Source organism: Streptomyces marinisediminis (assembly GCF_026262575.1).
Taxonomy (GTDB): Bacteria; Actinomycetota; Actinomycetes; order Streptomycetales; family Streptomycetaceae; genus Streptomyces; species Streptomyces marinisediminis.
Genome location: NZ_JAPKFL010000011.1, coordinates 87,464 through 105,478 on the forward strand (window position 1 = coordinate 87,464; position 18,015 = coordinate 105,478).

The following is an 18,015-nucleotide window of genomic DNA, read 5'->3' on the forward strand; positions in this document are numbered from 1 at the left end:
GCCCCCCGGGACGTGATCGTCAGCTTCCGCGTCCGGCCCCAGGCGGCAGCCGAGTTCGGCCACAAGTCCAGCGGAGGACCGGCCACTTCGCTGGCCCAGGGCCTACACGCCCAGCTCGACGGTCTGCCCGCAGATCCCGACCCGCTGCCCACCGCGCTGGACGCCCTCCTCCAGGCCACGCACGCCGCGCACACCGGAGAGCAGAAGACGGCGATCTTGGCGCGGCTCGCCGATCAGCTCCGCAACGCCGCCGAGATCCTCCAGCGCTTCCAGTACGAAGCCCAGTGGGACCGCTTCCCCGCAGACGTCGCCACACAGCTCCACCAGACGCACGACCACGCCGAGCAGATCGCCGACGCTCTCGACCACCTTGCCCCCGTGTTCACGGATGCTCCGTCGAATTCAGCCTCGCCGACGCCGCTGCGGGACCGGACGCCGGCGGTTGCTACTCCCGCAAGCATCACGGCGCCACCGCTGGGTCGCCGACGCTAGCGCCCTCGGCGACCTGAAGGCAGAGGCCGCCCCCGTGCAACGCCTCCGGTCCACCGGCCCGAGCCCCATCGTCTCCGGTGGCGGCAGCGTCACGCCCCCTCGCCTCGCAGCAGGGTTCTGGTCGACGCCATCGCGTGCCGCACCTCCGTCCTCGCGCTCTCCACGCCGTGCGCCGACCAGGCAGGCGACTCGTCGCCGCCTACACCCGAGCCGTCCACCTCCGGCCCCCTGAGCTCATCTGCGACGCCAGTGCTCCTCACCACCGCCCCCGCCGTCTCACCTGCCAGGAACCACCATTTCCTCCACCCCACAGTTCCGCGCCATATCCCTGGGCGCCGGAGTTCAGTCCAGCAGCATGCTCGCGCTCTCCGCCGAGGGGGTCCTCCCCAAGGTCGATTACGCGATCTTCGCCGACACCGGCTGGGAGCCTGCCGCCGTATACGCCCACCTTGACCGTCTGGAAAAGGAGATTGCCGAACCTGCCGGAATACCCATCCTGCGGGTCTCCTCCGGTAACATCCGCAACGACGCACTCGACCCGGATCACCGGTTCGCTTCCATGCCGCTCTACATCCTGAACAAGGACGGAAAGCAAGGCATGACCCGGCGCCAGCGCACGGGCGAATATAAAATCAAGCCAATCAAGAAGAAGGTTCGCGAACTTCTCGGGTACCCGTATCCTCAACGTATTCCCAAGGGCGTGCTCGTCGAGCAGTGGGTCGGCATCTCCACCGATGAATTCCACCGCGCAAAAGATGCCGATGTCCGCTACATGCGCAACCTGCATCCGCTCATCGACTTGGGCTGGTCACGCACCGACTGCGTCCGGTACCTGACATCACTGGGACTTGCGGACACCCCCAAATCGAGCTGCCTCGGCTGCCCATTTCACGGAAATGCGCAGTGGCGGAACATCCGCGACACCAGCCCGGATGAGTGGCGGGATGTCGTGGAATTCGACGCCGCCATCCGGCAGGGAAACGCCCGCGCGAACGCGAGCGGCAACCCCCTGCTCGGGCAGGCGTTTCTCCACCGTTCCCGGGTGCCGCTGAGCGAGGCACCGATCGACCACGTCACGGCCGCCCAGTGGGCCGCCCGCCAGCACGAACTGGCCGACGCGAATGAGCTGGAGCAGGGTGTGGTCGACGGCTGCTCTCCCTGGGCCTGCCGTGGTGAAGCCGAGCCCGTACAGAACGATTTCGGGCTGGCCACTTGATATTGGACCTCTTCGCGGGCCCAGGAGGTTGGAGTCACGCGCTGACCGTGCTCGGCGTACGCGATGTCGGCCTGGAATGGGACGAGTGGGCGTGCAAGACCCGGGCGGCAGCCGGGCAGTTGACGATCCGGACCGACGTGGCCATGTATCCGACCTGGCCGTGGGTCGGCCGGACGCGGGGGCTGATCGCGAGTCCCCCGTGTCAGGCGTGGTCGATGGCCGGCAAGCGCCTCGGGCTGGTGGACCAACCACTAGTGCACCGGGCGGTCGCCGACCTCGCCGCCGGACGCGACACCCGCGAGCAGCTCCTCACCGCCTGCCGGGACGAGCGCTCCCTGCTGGCCGCCGAGCCCATGCGCTACCTCCACGCCCTGAACGCGGCCGGAGAGCCGGAGTGGGTCGCCATGGAGGAAGTACCGGACGTCCTGCCGCTGTGGAAGCAGTACGCGGCAATCCTGCGCCGCTGGGGATTCTCCGTCTGGACGGGCATCCTCAACGCCGCCGACTACGGCGTACCCCAGACGCGGAAGCGAGCGATCCTGCTTGCTTCCCGGGTCCGGACCGCCGAGCCTCCCCCGCCGACGCACGCCCTGCTCCCGGAGCCCGAGTCGCTGTTCGGGCCGGGCCGCGCCCGGTGGGTCTCCATGGCTGAGGCCCTCGGCTGGGGGGCGACCGACCGGCCCGTTCCCACCGTGTGCGCCGGCGGCGGGCCCGGAGGCGGACCGGAGCCCTTCCCCTCCGGCTCGCGCAAGACCCTCTCCGACGCCCGCGACCGCGGCACCTGGACGCCCCGGCCGGAGGGAATCGTCCTGCAGTCCCGTAGAGAAGGGGCCGGCTGGGCTGCCCGGCACGGCACACGCGACAACCGGGCCGCCGACGCCCCGGCGCCCACTTTCACGGCGGAAGCGCACCGCTGGTCCTGGTCCCTGCGGAGCAACAACCAGGCCAACGCCACCGTCCGATCCATCGAGGAGCCGGCTGGGACGCTGTTCTTCGGACACCGCGCGAACGAGTGCACCTGGATCGCCGAACCTCGCGCCGCTCAGCCGGAAGACGCCCAGCGCCAGGCTGCGCCGGAGCCGATCCGGATCACCGCCCGAGAGGCGGGCCTGCTGCAGACCTTCCCCGCCGACTACCCCTGGGCCGGCACCAAGGGCCAGCAGTTCTCCCAGATCGGTAACGCCGTACCTCCGCTCCTCGCCGGCCACCTCCTCGCCCCTCACCTCAACCGGCCCCTCAACCCCGACGACTTCACCCTGGCCGCCTGATGGCGCACACCCCCGACCCCCACGAGGACAACGACCTCGACACCCTCCCTCCACCGCAGCCCGTGTACTACGCCGAGCAAGCCCTCCTCGGCGCCCTCCTCCTCGAACCCCAGCGCCTCGGCGACGTACCCGGCGTCCGTCCGGACGCGTTCTCCACCGCCGCGCACGCCGCGCTGCACGCCGCGATCCACTCCCTACCGGCCCCCGATCTGGTCCTGCACGCACAGAACACCAAGTGGCTCGACCAGGTACTCGCCGCCGCTCGCGAGCAGGCCCGCGGACTGACCGCTTCCTACCTCCACAGTCTGATCCAGGTCTGCCCCTGGCCACGGCACGCGCCCGCGTACGCGCGGATCATCGAGGCAGAGCACGCCCGCCGCCGCCTGCGCGCCAGCGCCCAGCGCCTCGCTCAGACCGCGGGAGACACCTCGCTCCCGCACCCCGTCCACACCACCCTCGCAGAAGCCGACGCCCTCGCCGGCGTCGTGGACGACCTCGCAGCGCGGTTCCCTTCGCACTCCGGCTCCCTGCCCCGCACTCCAGCACCTGTGCCGACCACCGCCCCTTACGACGCCGGGGAGGCAGTCGACGAGGAGCGGCTGCTGCTCGCCACCGCGACAGCGCACGCCACGGACGTCGAACAGATGCGGTGGCTGACCCCGGACGACTTCACTCACCCTCTGCACGCCGGGCTGTGGCAGTGCCTGACCGCCCTGACCCGGCGCCGGGCCCCCGTCGACCCGGTCACGGTGCTGTGGGAGGCACAGCAGCGCGGCCTGCTCACCACTGGTGTCGATCCCGCAGAGCTGCTCGACCTCCTCGGGACGCCGGCCGGCTGCCCGCAGCACTGGGGCGAGCAGATCCTCCAGCGCGCCGTCCTCGCGACCGCGCACCACGTAGGCCGCCGCATCGAGGCGTTCACCGACGACCCGGCTACGACGCCGTATCAGCTCGTCATCGGCAGCCGCCGCGCGCTGGCCGACCTGTCCGCGGTGCGCACCCGCTGGCAGCACGCCGCCTCACCCGCACCGACGACCAAGCCCGCACGGGCCAGAGCAACGCCTCCGCCCCGGGCCGGCCCGCCGGCCACGGCACCACCCACTGCGCGCATCTCCCGCTGACCCCGAACCCGCCGGTGGCCGGACTCAGACAGTCCGGTCACCGGCAGAAGTGAGCACCTCTTCGTGCCGACGCCCACCACGGACGCGCACGTCCGCCTCGACATCCACCCCACACACCCCAGCGCCGTAACCGCCACGGTCACCGGCCCCCGGCCACATGTCGCCCGTGCTCTGCTGACCGCCTACGGCTTCGAAGCCACCAACGAGCACACCCTGGTCATGGCCCGTATCGACCACGAGGAGCCCTACTGGGCCGAGAAGGCCGCCCAGGCGATGACAGCGGACCACATCACCACCGAGATCAGCCCCCGGCTCCGCGAGGCGATCGACGAGGAGTGGACTTGGGCCAACTATCCGATGCCCTGGTGCAGCCGCGAGGAGATCCGGGAGGTCTCCAACGAAGCCCAGAAGGTCCACGACGACATCCGCCACGGGCGCCTCATCATCCACGCCCATGCCGACGACAGCAGCATCGTGGTCGCTGTCGGCACCTAGCCCGACAGCGGCCAGAGCGTCTACCTCCACGGCGAGGACCACCTGCGACAGGTCGCCGACACCTTCGACACGCCCGCCCAGGCCCTCGCAGCCTTCGAAAACCTCCACGGCAAGACCATGCGTCCTGGCCCTGCGCCGGTGACCGACACCGAACGCTCCGCCGCCGAAGCTCGCAGCACGCTCGGCACACCGGCCGCCGAGCCCGAACCGCCTGTCGCGGGGCCGGAGATCGTGCCGGCCTACGCGGCTGATGCCGGCGACCACGACGCCATCCTCGACCAGTTCCTCGCCGCACACGCCGACTGGGAAAGGTGGCGGACCTTCTCCGACGACACCACCCACGCGATCCACGAATCACAGACCCTGCGCATCGAGCGCGTCCATGAAGCCCACCCCCGCGAGACCGCCTGGACTGTGGCCGCGTACGAGGCGCCCGTCTCCGACCGGATGTGGCACCTCACCGCGACCGGCACCACCCCCGCCCCGGTGCTCCAGACCCTGCTGCACCACCTCGCTGAAGGCGACGGATGGGACACCGCCGTCGGAAGTCCCGTCGGCGAGAAGACCGTCACCGCCGCCACGAAGCCCCTCACCGACGCCGGATGGAAGCACACCATCGACGGACGCCGGATCCGCTGGACCAACCTGTCCGGGGACGTCGGCATCCAGTTCGACGCCTTCGCCGCCCAGAAGCCGAGCAGCCCTCTCGCCACCTGGACCATCTGGGCCGGCCCCAGCATGGATCACCCCACCTGGGCTGTCACTGCATCCCCTTGCACCCCCAGCTCGCTGCTGGGCAACCTCGCCGAGAACCTCACCCACGGAACGGGCACCCGCCAGACCAGATCCCAGCAAGCCCAGCGCCACACCCTCTTCACGGCCACCGCACATACCGCACCGCCAGCACACCCTGTCTCGCCCAAGGGCGGCCCCCGGCGCTGACAAACGTATTCAACAATGAGGAGGCTTTCGAACCGGCTGGGCACAGGAGGTGGGGCCCGGGGTTGGCCCGCCGCCCCTAACTCAGCCGTCACCACCGAGCCGCCCGCCGAGGCTCGTCCCCCGGACAGAGCACCAACTCGAGACCAGTGAGGCCCACCCTTACAGCAGGAGACGCTGGTGGCTCCCACGTGGTCAGTGCTGCGTCGTACCGTGGCGGCATGGAGATTGATCACCAGGGAACAGACGTTTCGTGTGGCGGGCAGCCGGTAGGCTCCACCGACGTGACCGTCGACATCACCAAGCCGATCAGCCTCCGCAAGCTCGAAGACCACCTCTGGGCTGCGGCAGACCTCTTCCGAAACAAGGTTTCGAACCAGAAGGACTACATCCTCGCCCTTCTGTTCTTCAAGCGCGCTTCCGATCTTTACAAGGAAGAGACGGCCGAGGCATTGGCTCAGCTCGGTGACGTGGAAGGAGCACGAGACCTGGCCCACGATCGCGCTTTCCACGCCTTGGAGATCCCATCCGATAACAGCTGGGACAAGGTCCGCGGGACAGACGCTGCCAAAATGGGTCAAGCCCTCAACGATGCTCTGGCCGCAATCGGGCGGGCAAATCCCAAACAGCTCGCCGGCGTTTTTGAGCGCACTGACTTCAATGACCAGATGGCCCTTCCCGCAGATGACCTGGTTGAGGTCGTTGAGCACTTTCACAAGCTGGGCCCGCTGGATTCGCGACGCGTGTCGGCAGACATGCTCGGACAAGCCTACGAATGGCTGATCGCAAAATTTGCGGCAGCTGCTGGCAAGGGCGGTGGAGAGTTCTACACACCCGCTGAAGTGGGCCAGTTGATGGCCGAGCTGATCGAACCCGGGAACGGGGAACACATCAACGACCCCACCTGTGGGTCCGGAGGGCTGCTCCTGCAGTGCGTCAACAGAGCCCGAGAGCGGGGCCGAGATGTGCGGTCACTCTTTCTGTACGGCCAGGAACTCAATCCGGAGACCTGGGCCATCGCACGCATGAACATGCTCCTGCACGGCGTGGGGGACGCCAGCGAGATCAAGCTGGGGGACACACTCGCGTCCCCTGCGTTTACCGTTGGCGATAGGCTCAAGACGTTTGATGTCGTAGTTGCCAATCCACCCTTTTCTTCAAAGAATTGGGGCCACGAACGACTCAAGACCGCAGGAGACAAGTTCGGCAGGATCAAGCATCTGCCACCGAAGACGCATGGCGAGATGGCGTTTGTGCAGCACATGATCGCAAGCCTCAACGAACGAGGCAGACTCGCGGTCGTACTCCCGAACGGCGTGTTCTTCCGAGGAGGAGCCGAACTCTCAGTCCGACGCGACCTCATCGAGAAAGACCTTGTGGAAGCGATCATTCAGCTCCCCAAGGACCTTTTCTACGGGGCCACGATCCCGGCATGCGTACTGGTCTGCAATCGTGCCAAGCCTGAGTCCAGAGCGCGACGAGTGCTGTTCATCGATGCATCCGAAGGCTTCGTGCGACGGGACACCAAGAACGTCCTCACCTCAGAGGCGATCAAGCGGGTTGCAGCAGCGTTCCATGCCGGCGATCCGCTGGAAGGCTTCGCGGCCTGGGCATCTCGCGAGAAGATCGCCGAGATTGGCTACAACCTCACCGTCCGACGGTACGTTCGCTCGAGGAGCCGAGATGAACTAGTAGACCTTGACACTTCAGCGGCTGCTCTCGAATCCGCCATCGCACAGAGCCGCGAAGCAGACGGAGACGTTCTTCAGCTTCTGCAGTCCCTTTCCATGGAGGCCCGGTGATCAACGGACATCGAAAGGTGATCTCCCTTTCGGACGTGTTGACGGAGCGCCGTACCCGGGTGGAGGTCCGGCCGGATGGGGCATATCCGATCGCCGGCGTCTACGGCTTCGGGCGCGGCATGCTGCTGCGGGACGCCGTGCGCGGATCCGAGATTTCAGCGAAGCACCTATTCCGCGTCTCCAAGGGCCAGATCATCTACAGCAAGCTCAAGGCGTTCGAAGGCGCTTTTGCCCTGGTTTCGGAGGCTGCAGACGGCCGGTTCGTATCCAATGAGTTCCCGACGTTTGACGTGAATCAGGATCTTGCACTCCCGTCGTTCGTAGCGCTCGTCCTCAGCTCGCCTAAGACCTGGAAATCCCTGCAGGAGTGGATCACAGGCGTCGGGGCACGCCGAGAACGCCTAAACGTCAAAGACTTCCTCGAGTCCGAGATCGCGCTGCCGACACTGGAAGAGCAGCGGCGAATCGTGAGCATCGTGGAGACAATCGAAACCGGCGTGGACAAGGCGCGCCAACTCCGGGAGAATGCGCACTCATTCCTGTTTGCACTTCGCGAGGCCCTGCTGGTCCAGAACGGTGACTGGGCATGTCCTGAGGGGTGGACCATCGTATCCGTCGAGGAGGTATGCGATGTATCCCTCGGGTTCACCAAGGGGCGGAAACTCACCGGTCCTACTCAGATGCTGCCCTACCTTCGGGCCATCAACGTGCAGGACGGGTTCATCGCTCTCAAGGACGTCACCGAAATCGAGGCGTCGAGGGCCGATCTCAATCGCTTCGCACTCCGCCGCGATGACGTGCTGCTGCTGGAGGGCGGTAATCTCGAGCACGTTGGTCGCGCCTGGATTTGGGACGGGTCAATCACCCCGTGCCTGCACCAAAACAGCACGATTCGCGCCCGTGTCCTGGACCAGGGCGTCTGCGATCCACAATTTCTCGCATGGGCTCTCGGTGCGTCACCTGCCCGTGACTTCTGTCTGGATGAAGCAGCTGCGACCAGTAACGTTGCACACCTCGGGCTGGCCGGCGCCCGGGCGATTCCGGTGCCCTTGCCGCCCCTCGACGTTCAGCAGCGCATCGTTCGCGACCTTGATCGAGTCCGGCGGCAGCTCGTCCGGGCGGAGCAGAAAGTGGCACGTTATATGGAGATGCGTGCCCATCTCATCGACGCACTAATCTCTGATTCCTGATCTCTTTCTGTCCATAGACGGCCCAGTCCGCTCTAACTGCCCAAGGGTGATCGAGTGATAGGCAGCGAAGCACCGGTCCAGCAGAAAATCGTGTCGTATCTCGCGGGCATGGGTTGGAAGCCAGCCTCCCGACTGGAAATGGCGGCTATGCGCTCAGGGCGCATGGGCGAACCGATGGTCGAACCGCTCGTTGTCGATGCCCTACGGGCTCTGAATGCAGGTCTGTCCGAACAGCAGGCATTGCAGATCACTGACCGCCTACGGCGGATCACCGATCCCGAGGTGTTCATCGAAGCACTGCGTGATGGAATCACGCTGTCGTTCGGCGCCGACGAAAAGGCTCGCAGATTTACCGTCGTCGATTGGGAAGCCCCCGAGCGTAACACGTTCATCGTCACCACAGAGTTCGAACTGCGGACCGGGGCATTGCGGGAGCCCCGACTCGATGTCGTATGCCTCGTGAATGGGATTCCTCTCGCGCTCATCGAGATGAAAGCCCCTACCATCAAATGGCAGAAGGCTGCACGTGATTTCCGACAGTACTGGAGCGACGCTCCGGAGTTGGAGCGCTTCTCCGCCGTCTGCGTTGCCACGAATGGATTTCATTTCCGCTGCGCGCCTAGCGGCGCCCGAAAGCTCTCACAGTTTGCCGAGTGGAAGGACGCCTGGCCGCTCGAGGTTTCGGATGACCACCGGGAAATGGAGATCGGCCTGTTGGGGTTACTGCGGCCGCAGAACCTCGCAGATATCGCAGCGAACTTCATCGTCTTCGAGACTCGCGACGGTGTGACCATCAAGAAGCTAGCGCGCTATCAGCAATTCCGCGCCGCCAACAAGATCGTCCAGCGTGTCCTTGACGGTACGCATGACCGCGGCATTGTATGGCACACGCAGGGCTCAGGAAAGAGTCTGACCATACTCTTTGCGGCTAGAAAGCTCCGCCGAGTTGGTTTGGGGAATCCGACCGTCTTCATTGTGATTGATCGCGTCGACCTCGACGACCAGATCAATGAGACCTTCACCGCTGCCTCCTTCAAGGGAGTGGTTTCAGCGACGAGCAGAGCAAAGCTGCGCGAGCTCCTCGCATCGGATCACCGTGGCGCCATCATCACTACCGTCGAGAAATTCGATGAGACGATGGATAAACTGGTCACCCGCGAGAATGTCATCGCGCTCGTCGATGAAGCCCACCGCACCCAAGAGGGCAAATTCGGCATCCGTATGCGAGCAGCACTTCCGAAGGCGAAATTGTTCGCCTTCACTGGGACGCCCATCGAGACCCGGGATCGGTCAACACGCCGTGCTTTCTCTCCCGAAATCAACGGTGTTTATGAGAATTACCTTGACGTCTACTCACCCAAGCAAGCCGTGGAAGATGGCGCGACCGTCGAAGTCCGCTACGAGTACCGGGGCGACGAATGGGGGTTCAGCAGCGAAGACTTGGACGCGGCTTTCGACGCCTTCGCCGAGACCGAGGGTCTCACAGAAGCTGTGCGGGAACGAGTCAAGGCAGATGCAGCTCGCTTGTCTATTGTCGCCAAGGCAACCGACCGGGTAGAAGCGATTGCCCGTGACATTGTCTCCTTCGTGCGTAACAGCACCGAACCGCAGGGCTTCAAGGCGCAACTCGTCGCTATCGATCGCGAGGCTTGCGCCGTGTACGCAGAGGCACTCCTTCGGCAGGGGATGCGGACAGAAGAAATCGCCGTCATCTACACATCGGACCAAAAGACCGACACCACTGCATATCGAAGGTGGTATGCGAGCGAACAGTTGCGCCGACGCGGCGCACGGCAAGTCGGCTCGGCCAATTCATCGACGGGTCTGGACGTAGCGGAGTCAAAGGCAAAGAAGCAGCTCATCGAGGAGTTCAAGAGCCCGACCCACCCGCTCAAACTCCTCATCGTTTGCGATATGCTGCTCACCGGTTTCGATGCTCCTATCGAGCAAGTCATGTTCCTCGACAAGCCGCTGAGGGGCGCCAAACTGCTTCAAGCGATCATGCGAACTAATCGCCCTTACCCGGGCAAGGATCGCGGCATCGTTATCGACTACGCGAACGTGTTCTCCAAGCTGCAGCAGGCATTCGTCGATTTCTCTCCAAGCGAGGTCGAACTTGCCGTGCTCGACATGGAGGAATTGCGCAACAACTTCCCAGTCCGCATTGCGGAGGCGCTCGCCCTGGTGGCGGGAATGCCGACATCGCAAGATGAGTACGAGCAGATGCTGTGGCTCGTGCGCCGATTTACCGAAGACAGGGAAGCCTCGGATCTTTTCGAGGAACGGTTCAGGCTGACCCAGTCGGCCTACGAGGCGCTCGCACCGGATCCGGCCCTCGCCGACCACTTGGGCGATTACGGTCGCCTCGTGCGCCTGCGTGCACTGTGGCGCCACGGCGCGCGGCTTGACGACGTGGTTGACGACTTCGATCTCGACGAGTACGGCGCCCACACCCGGGCCCTCGTGCGCCAGGCCATCTCCCTAGAGAGACTGCGCCGCGAAGTTCCGGTCTATCGTCTTGACGGTAGTTTTGTAGAGAGGATTCAGGAAAGCGCCGGTAACCCGGCAGAGAAAGCTGCGGTCGTTGAATCGGCAATCGAGTACGAAATCCGCGAGCGCGGCCAAGGAGACCCCGTGGCCCGATCGCTGGCCGAGCGACTCGAACGTCTACGCCGACGTAAGAGGGAATCCACCCAAGACACCCTGGACCTCCTCAATGGCCTGTTGCGCCTGTCCGGCCACTGGGCCGCAGAACAGGATGAAGCAGATTCTCTTGGCCTGTCCAAGCGGGCCCAGGGGTTCCTGTCGGTGGCCCGCGCAGGTGATGCCGTCGATCTGCCCGAGGACCAACTATTGGACCTTGCTCACCGAATCGACGCAGTCGTCGAAGCCAACGCAACATTCCCTGAATGGATTGACCGAGACGACATCCTTCGGGACGTTCGGCGCGAAATCATCGGCCTGTTGTTCAGGGACGACACCACAAAGGCACTGGCCACAACAGCCTTTGTTGATGACGTCATTTCCGTCGCGATAGCTGCAGCCCGATGAGCTCCAACAAGAATCAGTTCCGTCGATCACAGTCCATTCACCTTGGTAACGAAACACTGATCATTCAGGTTCGGGAGTCAACCAGGGTCCGCGGCATGCGCCTGGTAATGAGCCCACGAAGACCAGCCGAACTCATCGTCCCCGAGAAGACGAGCAGTACCGATGTAAGTCGGTTCCTCCAACAAAAACATAAATGGGTTGCAGAGAAACACGCGCTGATTCAGTCGTTTCGAGCACGCCCGGCAGAACTAGACCTTGAGCAGCCATCTGTCGTCTGGCTGCTGGGCAGGCCACGACAGATCCAGCATGCCCCTACTTCTCGCACTTCGGTTCGTCCAGATGGTCAGCGGTTGATGGTGGGCGGAAATCCAGCCGAGGCTGCAGCCGCCATCGAACGTTGGTACCGCAGAAAATCCCGTCAACACGCTCAGGATCTCCTGGAGCGTCACGCGAAGCGATTGGGTTTGGAATTCCGTAACATCACAATCCGAGATCAGCAAACCCGCTGGGGATCATGCTCAGCCAGCCGGAACCTCTCCTTTTCGTGGCGGTTGATCATGGCACCACCCGAAGTATTCGACTACGTGGCCGTCCATGAACTTTGCCACCTCAGGGAGCCAAACCATTCCAAGGCGTTCTGGCGCCTCCTTGATGTGGCACAACCCACGTGGCCGGACGCAGCAGAGTGGCTACGTCGACATGGGCAGGAACTTCGCTCCTACAACCCACGGGCAGTTATCGACGGATCAATGTGAGGCGATGGTCGATGGCGTCTCTTCGATGTCTGTGATCGACGCGGCTGGTTGACCCCCCGAAGTTCACGCAGGGTCGGCATGCCGACTGTGAGGAGATGAGCAACGGCACCCCGGCCGCGGAGGAGCGGGATCGCGGCCCGGGTTACTGCGGTGGTGGATCACGCTATGGTGCTCCCTGCACCCGCGGGGGTGGCGCCTGCTTGCTGTACCCGACGACGTGCTTTCCCACCCCAGCGGGGGTGGCTCCTCGGCTCTTCCGGCAGACATGGCACTGTGAGTGGATCCCTGCAGCTGCGGGGGTGGTCCCTAGGAGGACGGATCGTCCAGGTGCTCCCCGCGACTGCGGGGTTGACCCGGCACTTGCCGCTGACGAGCCATCGTCCTAGTTGTGCAACTAGGAGGATGGCTCGTCAAAGCCGAGGCATGAACTAGTCCCACACATGTGAGGCCCCGGGAGCTGCTACCGTCAAGCTGACGCTCCGTCACGCACGGATCCGAGCCAAGTAAGAGCCGGGCCCGTGCGCCTCACGTTGCCGCGCGAGGGACGGACCCGGCTTGCCCCGCCAGTCCATTAGCAAGACGAAGGAGATTCTACCCGTGAGTACCGGAAATGTGCCTACTGCCCCGCCTGCGGCTGGACCAGGCCCTGGGAGCTACGGCCTACTGATGGCACTGGTTGCCGCCTGCACGACCGCTCCCTCCGCACACGCGCCCGCGGCATGTAGTGCTGTCGTGGTGATCGTGGTCCTGATCCGGCTGATGCCGAGGAGGCGCTGGTCCTGAGTCACGCGGAGGGCATCCTTCTTCGGCACCGCCCGGCGGATGGAAGCCCTCCGTCGTCTCGTCGCTAATAACTGGCGAGCCTCTCATCATTCCGCCCCTCGGCGTGGGGCCATATCGAACTACCGCCTCACAGGAGGCACAGGCATGTTTCATCCCTCCGTGGTTCCACATCCCATTGACGGCAGTACACCGTTCGCTCGGCTGTCGCCGGCCGCGCTCACAGCATGGGCGAAGCACGATCGAAAGACGGAGGGCTGGCTTCCGCTCTGGCGGCACATGGCGGACAGCGCAGGAGTCGCCGGGAAGCTATGGGAGCACTGGGTGCCCCGCTCGACCAAGGAGTTGATCTCCGAGTCACTGCCGGGCGGGGAGAGGGACGCCTCCAAGCTCCTGCGCTTCCTAGCGGCGGCCCACGACAGCGGGAAGGCCACGCCGGCTTTCGCTTGCCAGGTCGAGCCCCTGGCCGATCGTATGCGGGACCTCGGGCTCGGCATGCCCCTGCGCAGTGATTACGGGCTGGACCGACGTTTGGCGCCACATGCTCTGGCCGGCCAACTCCTGCTGCAGGAATGGATGGCGGAGCGGTTCGGGCTGGCCAAGCGAGCTTCCGGGCAGCTGGCCGTCGTCGCTGGGGGTCATCACGGGACGCCTCCCGAGCACCAGCAGATCCACGATCTCCAGCTTCGTCCGCACCTGCTGCGGCACCCGGGGCCGAGCGAAGAAGTCTGGCGCAGGGTCCAGTACGAACTGATGGACGGGTGTGCAGACCTGGCGGGGGTGAGGCAACGGTTGCCGGAGTGGGGGAGCGTGCGGTTGCCGCAGCCCGCACAGGTGATCCTGACGGCGCTGGTGATCATGTCCGACTGGATCGCGAGCGCCCCGGAACTTTTCCCCTACGACCCCGACAGCTGGCAACCCGTCGGCCCGATCGGTGAACGGCGTCGGCTGCAGGCGGCTTGGAACGGACTCGACCTACCGACGCCCTGGGCGCCCGCGTTGCCACAGGAGTCGACTGGGGAGCTGTTCGCGAAGCGATTCCCCAAGCTGAGGGGCGCGAAGGGGCGGCCGGTCCAGGAGGAGGCGGTCCACATGGCACGTTCCATGCCGACGGCCGGACTGCTGATGATCGAGGCCCCGATGGGGGAGGGGAAGACGGAGGCAGCCCTCGCCGCGGCAGAGATCCTCGCCGCGCGTACAGGTGCCGGGGGCCTACTGATTGCGCTGCCCACACGGGCAACGAGCGACGCCATGTTCTCCCGGCTGATGAACTGGGTGGACCAGTTGCCACAGAGTGACGAAACGCCTCGTTCCGTCGTCCTCGCCCACGCCAAGGCGGCACTCAACGATCGTTGGGCGGGCCTGCTGCGGAAGGGGCGCCGATCCATCGCCGCAGTTGATCCGGGCGGTGAGGAGCGCCTCGATGAAGTGCGGGCGACGCGCGCGCGACCGGCCGAACTTCACGCCCATCAGTGGCTGCGAGGGCGGAAGAAGCAGCTCTTGGCGTCGTTCGCGGTGGGCACCATCGACCAGGTGCTGCTCGCCGCGCTGAAGAGCCGGCACCTGGCGCTGCGGCATTTGGCAGTGGCGGGCAAGGTCGTCGTCATCGACGAAGTACACGCCTATGACGCTTACATGGGTCGGTATCTGGATCGAGCCCTCGAATGGTTGGCGGCGTACCGGGTGCCGGTCGTGCTGCTCTCCGCGACCCTTCCGGCCGCGCGCAGGCGCAGCCTGGCCGCCGCCTACGCAGGCTCGGGGGGCGCGGAGGTGGAGATGGGGGCGGATGCCTACCCCCTGATCACAGCTGTCACCCCGGACCATCCGGCTCTCACGGCTCGACCCGCGTCCGGCTCTGGGCGCCGGGTGGATGTGATGGTGGAGCGCCTCGACGACGACGTGACGGTGTTGGCGGACCGGTTGGCGGCGGACCTCGCCGAGGGGGGGTGTGCTCTGATCGTCCGCAATACGGTCGACCGGGTGCTGGAAGCCGCCGAGGTCTTGCGGAAGCGGTTCGGCGACGATGCGGTGACAGTGGCTCACTCCCGCTTCCTGGCCGCCGACCGGGCGGCGAAGGATATCGAGTTGCTGCAACGGTTCGGCCCGGGGAACGACCAGCGCCCGGAGAAGCACGTGGTGGTGGCAAGCCAGGTGGTGGAGCAGTCGCTCGACGTGGACTTCGATCTGCTGGTCACCGATCTCGCCCCGGTGGACCTGGTGCTGCAGCGGATGGGGCGACTGCACCGGCATCCACGGCGACGGCCCCCACGTCTGGCCCAAGCGCGCTGCCTGGTGACCGGCGTGGACTGGTCGGCTAAGCCGTCCTCACCCGTCAAGGGGTCACTCGCGGTCTATCAGGGTGCGTACACCCTGCTGCGATCCCTGGCCGTTCTCGGCCCCCACCTGGACGGAAGCCCGCTGCGGCTTCCCAGCGACATCAGCCCGCTGGTGCAGAGGGCCTACGGCGAGGAGGAGGTCGGGCCGGAGTCGTGGGCGGGGGAGCTGGACGAGGCGCGGGTGAAGCACCTCAGGTTGCTCACGGAGAAGAGGGAGAAGGCGGAGGGGTTTCTCCTGGACTCGGTGCGCCGACCAGGCCGGCCTGTGTACGGATGGTTGGAGGCGCACGCCGGGGATGCGGACGACAGCCGCGAGGGTCGCGCCCAGGTACGTGACAGCGAGCAGACCCTGGAGGTGTTGGTCGTCCAGCGTCGCGCGGATGGGCGGTTGACCACCGTGCCCTGGTTGGACGGTGGCAAGGAGGGCGGGCGAGGCGGTTTGGAGCTGCCCACCGACTTTCCACCGAGCCGTCGCGCGGCCGAAGCGGTCGCTGCGAGCGCCCTCACCTTGCCTGGGCGGTTCGGCAAGCCTTGGCTGATCGACCGCACCATTGAAGAGTTGGAGCGCTTCCTGGTCCCGGCCTGGCAGGTGAAGGAGTGCCCCTGGCTTGCAGGGGAACTGCTTCTCGTTCTCGACGAGCGTTGTCAGACCCGCCTGGCAGGCTTTGACCTCGCGTACAGCCCAGTCGACGGACTCCGGGTTACCTCCCCCGGCGTGCCCGCGAACAATTCCGGACCGACCGAGGACGTATCCGGGCAGAGAGAGAGCGGCCCAAGTGAGCAGCACAGGTGTGATCGGGAATCGTCGGTGGTGGTCTCGGTTAGCGGCACTCCCGCACCGGGGGATTGCGCGGGGGGAGAGTCGGTGATCACTGGGAAGGCGGCGACGACAAAGCCTTCATCGTTCGATCTGGTCTCCGCCCCATGGCTGCCCGTGCAACGTCTCGACGGGAAGGTCGAGGAGCTGTCCCTGCTCGACGTCTTCGCTCAGGCGGACGACCTGCGCCGCCTGGTGGGCGACGTGCCTACGCAAGAGTTGGCCCTGCTGCGTCTGCTGCTGGCGATCGTTTACGACGCGCTGGACGGCCCCGCTGAGATCGAGGACTGGGAGGATCTCTGGCTTTCGGCTGATCCCTTCTCCCCCATCACGGGCTACCTCGACCGCTACCGGGAACGCTTTGACCTGCTCCACCCCGTGCAGCCGTTCTACCAGGTGGCTGAGTTGTCCACAGCGAAGAACGAACTGGGTCCGCTCAGCCGAATCGTCGCCGACGTCCCCGTCGGCAACGCGCTGTTCTCCATGCGGCGTCCGGGAGTCGACCGACTGGCTTACGCAGAGGCCGCACGGTGGTTGGTCCACACCCACGCCTACGACACCTCCGGCATCAAATCCGCGATGGTGGGTGACGAGAAGCGGGCCAAGGCCGGAAAGGTCTACCCCCTGGGCGTGGGTTCCTTGGGCAACCTGGGTGGGGTCTTCGCGGAAGGCTCCACTCTCCGGGAAACGCTGCTGCTCAACCTCATCGCCTTCGAGGACGCGTACGTGCAATCGGAGGACCACGAGGAGGATCTGCCCGTGTGGCGGCGTCCTCCGCTGGGCCCTGCACCGCGCGAGTGTGGCCCTGGTGGGGGCGGCCCCAGCGGTCTGCGAGACCTCTACACCTGGCAGTCCAGGAGGGTCAGGATGCACTCCGAGAACGGGGGGATCACCGGCGTGGTCCTCGGTTACGGCGACCCGCTCGCCCTGTCCGCCCCGTGGAAAGTGGAGCCGATGTCGGGCTGGCGCCGCAGCCCGACACAGGAGAAGAAGCAGGGCCGGGTTCCGGTGTACACACCACGGCCGCATGATCCGAGCCGGGCGGCTTGGCGTGGACTGGGCGCGCTGCTGCCTGCCAGGCAACAGGGGGCGGATGCCGGCAACCGAGACGAGCCCGCGGCTGGCCTGCGCCCCGGAGTGGCCGGATGGTTCGCCCAGGTCATCACCTCTACTGAGATCGCCCCGGACACGCTGATCCGGCTTCGACTGGTCGGAGCGGTGTACGGAACGCAGCAGTCCGTGGTGGACGAGATCGTGGACGACTCCGTGGTCATGCCGGTGATCACTCTGCACGAGGGGAACCCGGTGTATGGCGCTGCTGCGGTGGACGCAGTACACGAGGCGGAGTCGGCAGTGGCCGCTCTGGGCCAACTCGCCGGGAACCTGGCCCGGGCTGCTGGCACAGATCCCCGCTCGTCCATCGACACCGCCCGTGATTTGGGTTTCGGAACGCTGGACGGGCCGTACCGTGCCTGGCTCGAAGATCTGCTGGCCTACCCCGACCTGCCCACGGCACGTCAGGAGTGGCGGAACACAGTTCGCCGGCACGTTTCGCGGCTCGCCCGTCAGCTTCTGGCTTCCGCGGGTCCTGCCGCCAATGAGGGTCGGATGACTGACCTTCCCGGCGTCGGTGTCCGGTTGATGGACGCGGGCCGCGCCCACAACTGGTTCACCAGCCATTTGAACAAGGTGCTGGCACCGGCCGGGAACCGGCCCACCGACGGTGATCGAACACCCCATTGAGCAGGCCGGG

Annotated in this window: 11 protein-coding genes; all 11 read left to right on the forward strand. The window is 65.7% G+C overall.

Features of this window, described 5'->3' with window-relative positions; translation table 11 throughout:
• Nucleotides 1-12: 12 nt before the first annotated feature.
• The 11 genes from OSB71_RS11340 (at nucleotide 13) to casA (ending at nucleotide 18,005) form a co-directional block, all read left to right on the forward strand.
• Nucleotides 13-492, forward strand: coding sequence for a hypothetical protein (locus OSB71_RS11340; protein WP_265947130.1), 480 nt, complete (start codon nucleotides 13-15; stop codon nucleotides 490-492).
• Nucleotides 493-847: 355 nt separating this feature from the next.
• The gene (locus tag OSB71_RS11345; protein ID WP_265947132.1) at nucleotides 848-1,708 is read left to right on the forward strand and encodes an adenine nucleotide alpha hydrolase family protein; all 861 of its coding nucleotides are present in this window, start codon (nucleotides 848-850) and stop codon (nucleotides 1,706-1,708) included.
• On the forward strand, nucleotides 1,705-2,976 hold the full coding sequence (locus OSB71_RS11350) for a DNA cytosine methyltransferase (RefSeq protein WP_265947134.1): 1,272 nt from the start codon (nucleotides 1,705-1,707) through the stop codon (nucleotides 2,974-2,976). Before OSB71_RS11345 ends, OSB71_RS11350 begins: the two co-directional genes overlap by 4 nt.
• A complete protein-coding gene (locus tag OSB71_RS11355) occupies nucleotides 2,976-4,097 on the forward strand; it encodes a DnaB-like helicase N-terminal domain-containing protein (protein WP_265947136.1) in 1,122 nt (373 codons plus the stop codon). The genes OSB71_RS11350 and OSB71_RS11355 overlap by 1 nt, the downstream gene beginning before the upstream one ends.
• 63 nt (nucleotides 4,098-4,160) lie before the next feature.
• Nucleotides 4,161-4,592, forward strand: a complete 432-nt coding sequence (locus OSB71_RS11360; RefSeq protein WP_265947138.1) for a hypothetical protein — start codon at nucleotides 4,161-4,163, stop codon at nucleotides 4,590-4,592.
• Nucleotides 4,593-4,730: 138 nt separating this feature from the next.
• Nucleotides 4,731-5,534 (forward strand): SPDY domain-containing protein, encoded by an 804-nt coding sequence (locus OSB71_RS11365; protein ID WP_265947140.1) that lies wholly within the window; start codon nucleotides 4,731-4,733, stop codon nucleotides 5,532-5,534.
• Nucleotides 5,535-5,752: 218 nt separating this feature from the next.
• On the forward strand, nucleotides 5,753-7,333 hold the full coding sequence (locus OSB71_RS11370; RefSeq protein WP_265947142.1) for a type I restriction-modification system subunit M: 1,581 nt from the start codon (nucleotides 5,753-5,755) through the stop codon (nucleotides 7,331-7,333).
• On the forward strand, nucleotides 7,330-8,523 hold the full coding sequence (locus OSB71_RS11375; protein ID WP_265947144.1) for a restriction endonuclease subunit S: 1,194 nt from the start codon (nucleotides 7,330-7,332) through the stop codon (nucleotides 8,521-8,523). The genes OSB71_RS11370 and OSB71_RS11375 overlap by 4 nt, the downstream gene beginning before the upstream one ends.
• Nucleotides 8,524-8,577: 54 nt before the next feature.
• Entirely contained in the window at nucleotides 8,578-11,574 is a 2,997-nt protein-coding gene (locus tag OSB71_RS11380; RefSeq protein ID WP_265947146.1) for a type I restriction endonuclease subunit R, read from the forward strand.
• Nucleotides 11,571-12,329, forward strand: a complete 759-nt coding sequence (locus OSB71_RS11385; RefSeq protein ID WP_265947147.1) for a M48 family metallopeptidase — start codon at nucleotides 11,571-11,573, stop codon at nucleotides 12,327-12,329. Before OSB71_RS11380 ends, OSB71_RS11385 begins: the two co-directional genes overlap by 4 nt.
• A 927-nt stretch (nucleotides 12,330-13,256) precedes the next feature.
• Nucleotides 13,257-18,005 carry a type I-E CRISPR-associated protein Cse1/CasA gene (gene casA, locus OSB71_RS11390; RefSeq protein ID WP_265947149.1) on the forward strand — a complete coding sequence of 1,583 codons (4,749 nt, stop codon included), beginning with the start codon at nucleotides 13,257-13,259 and terminating at the stop codon, nucleotides 18,003-18,005.
• The last annotated feature ends 10 nt before the right edge of the window (nucleotides 18,006-18,015 follow it).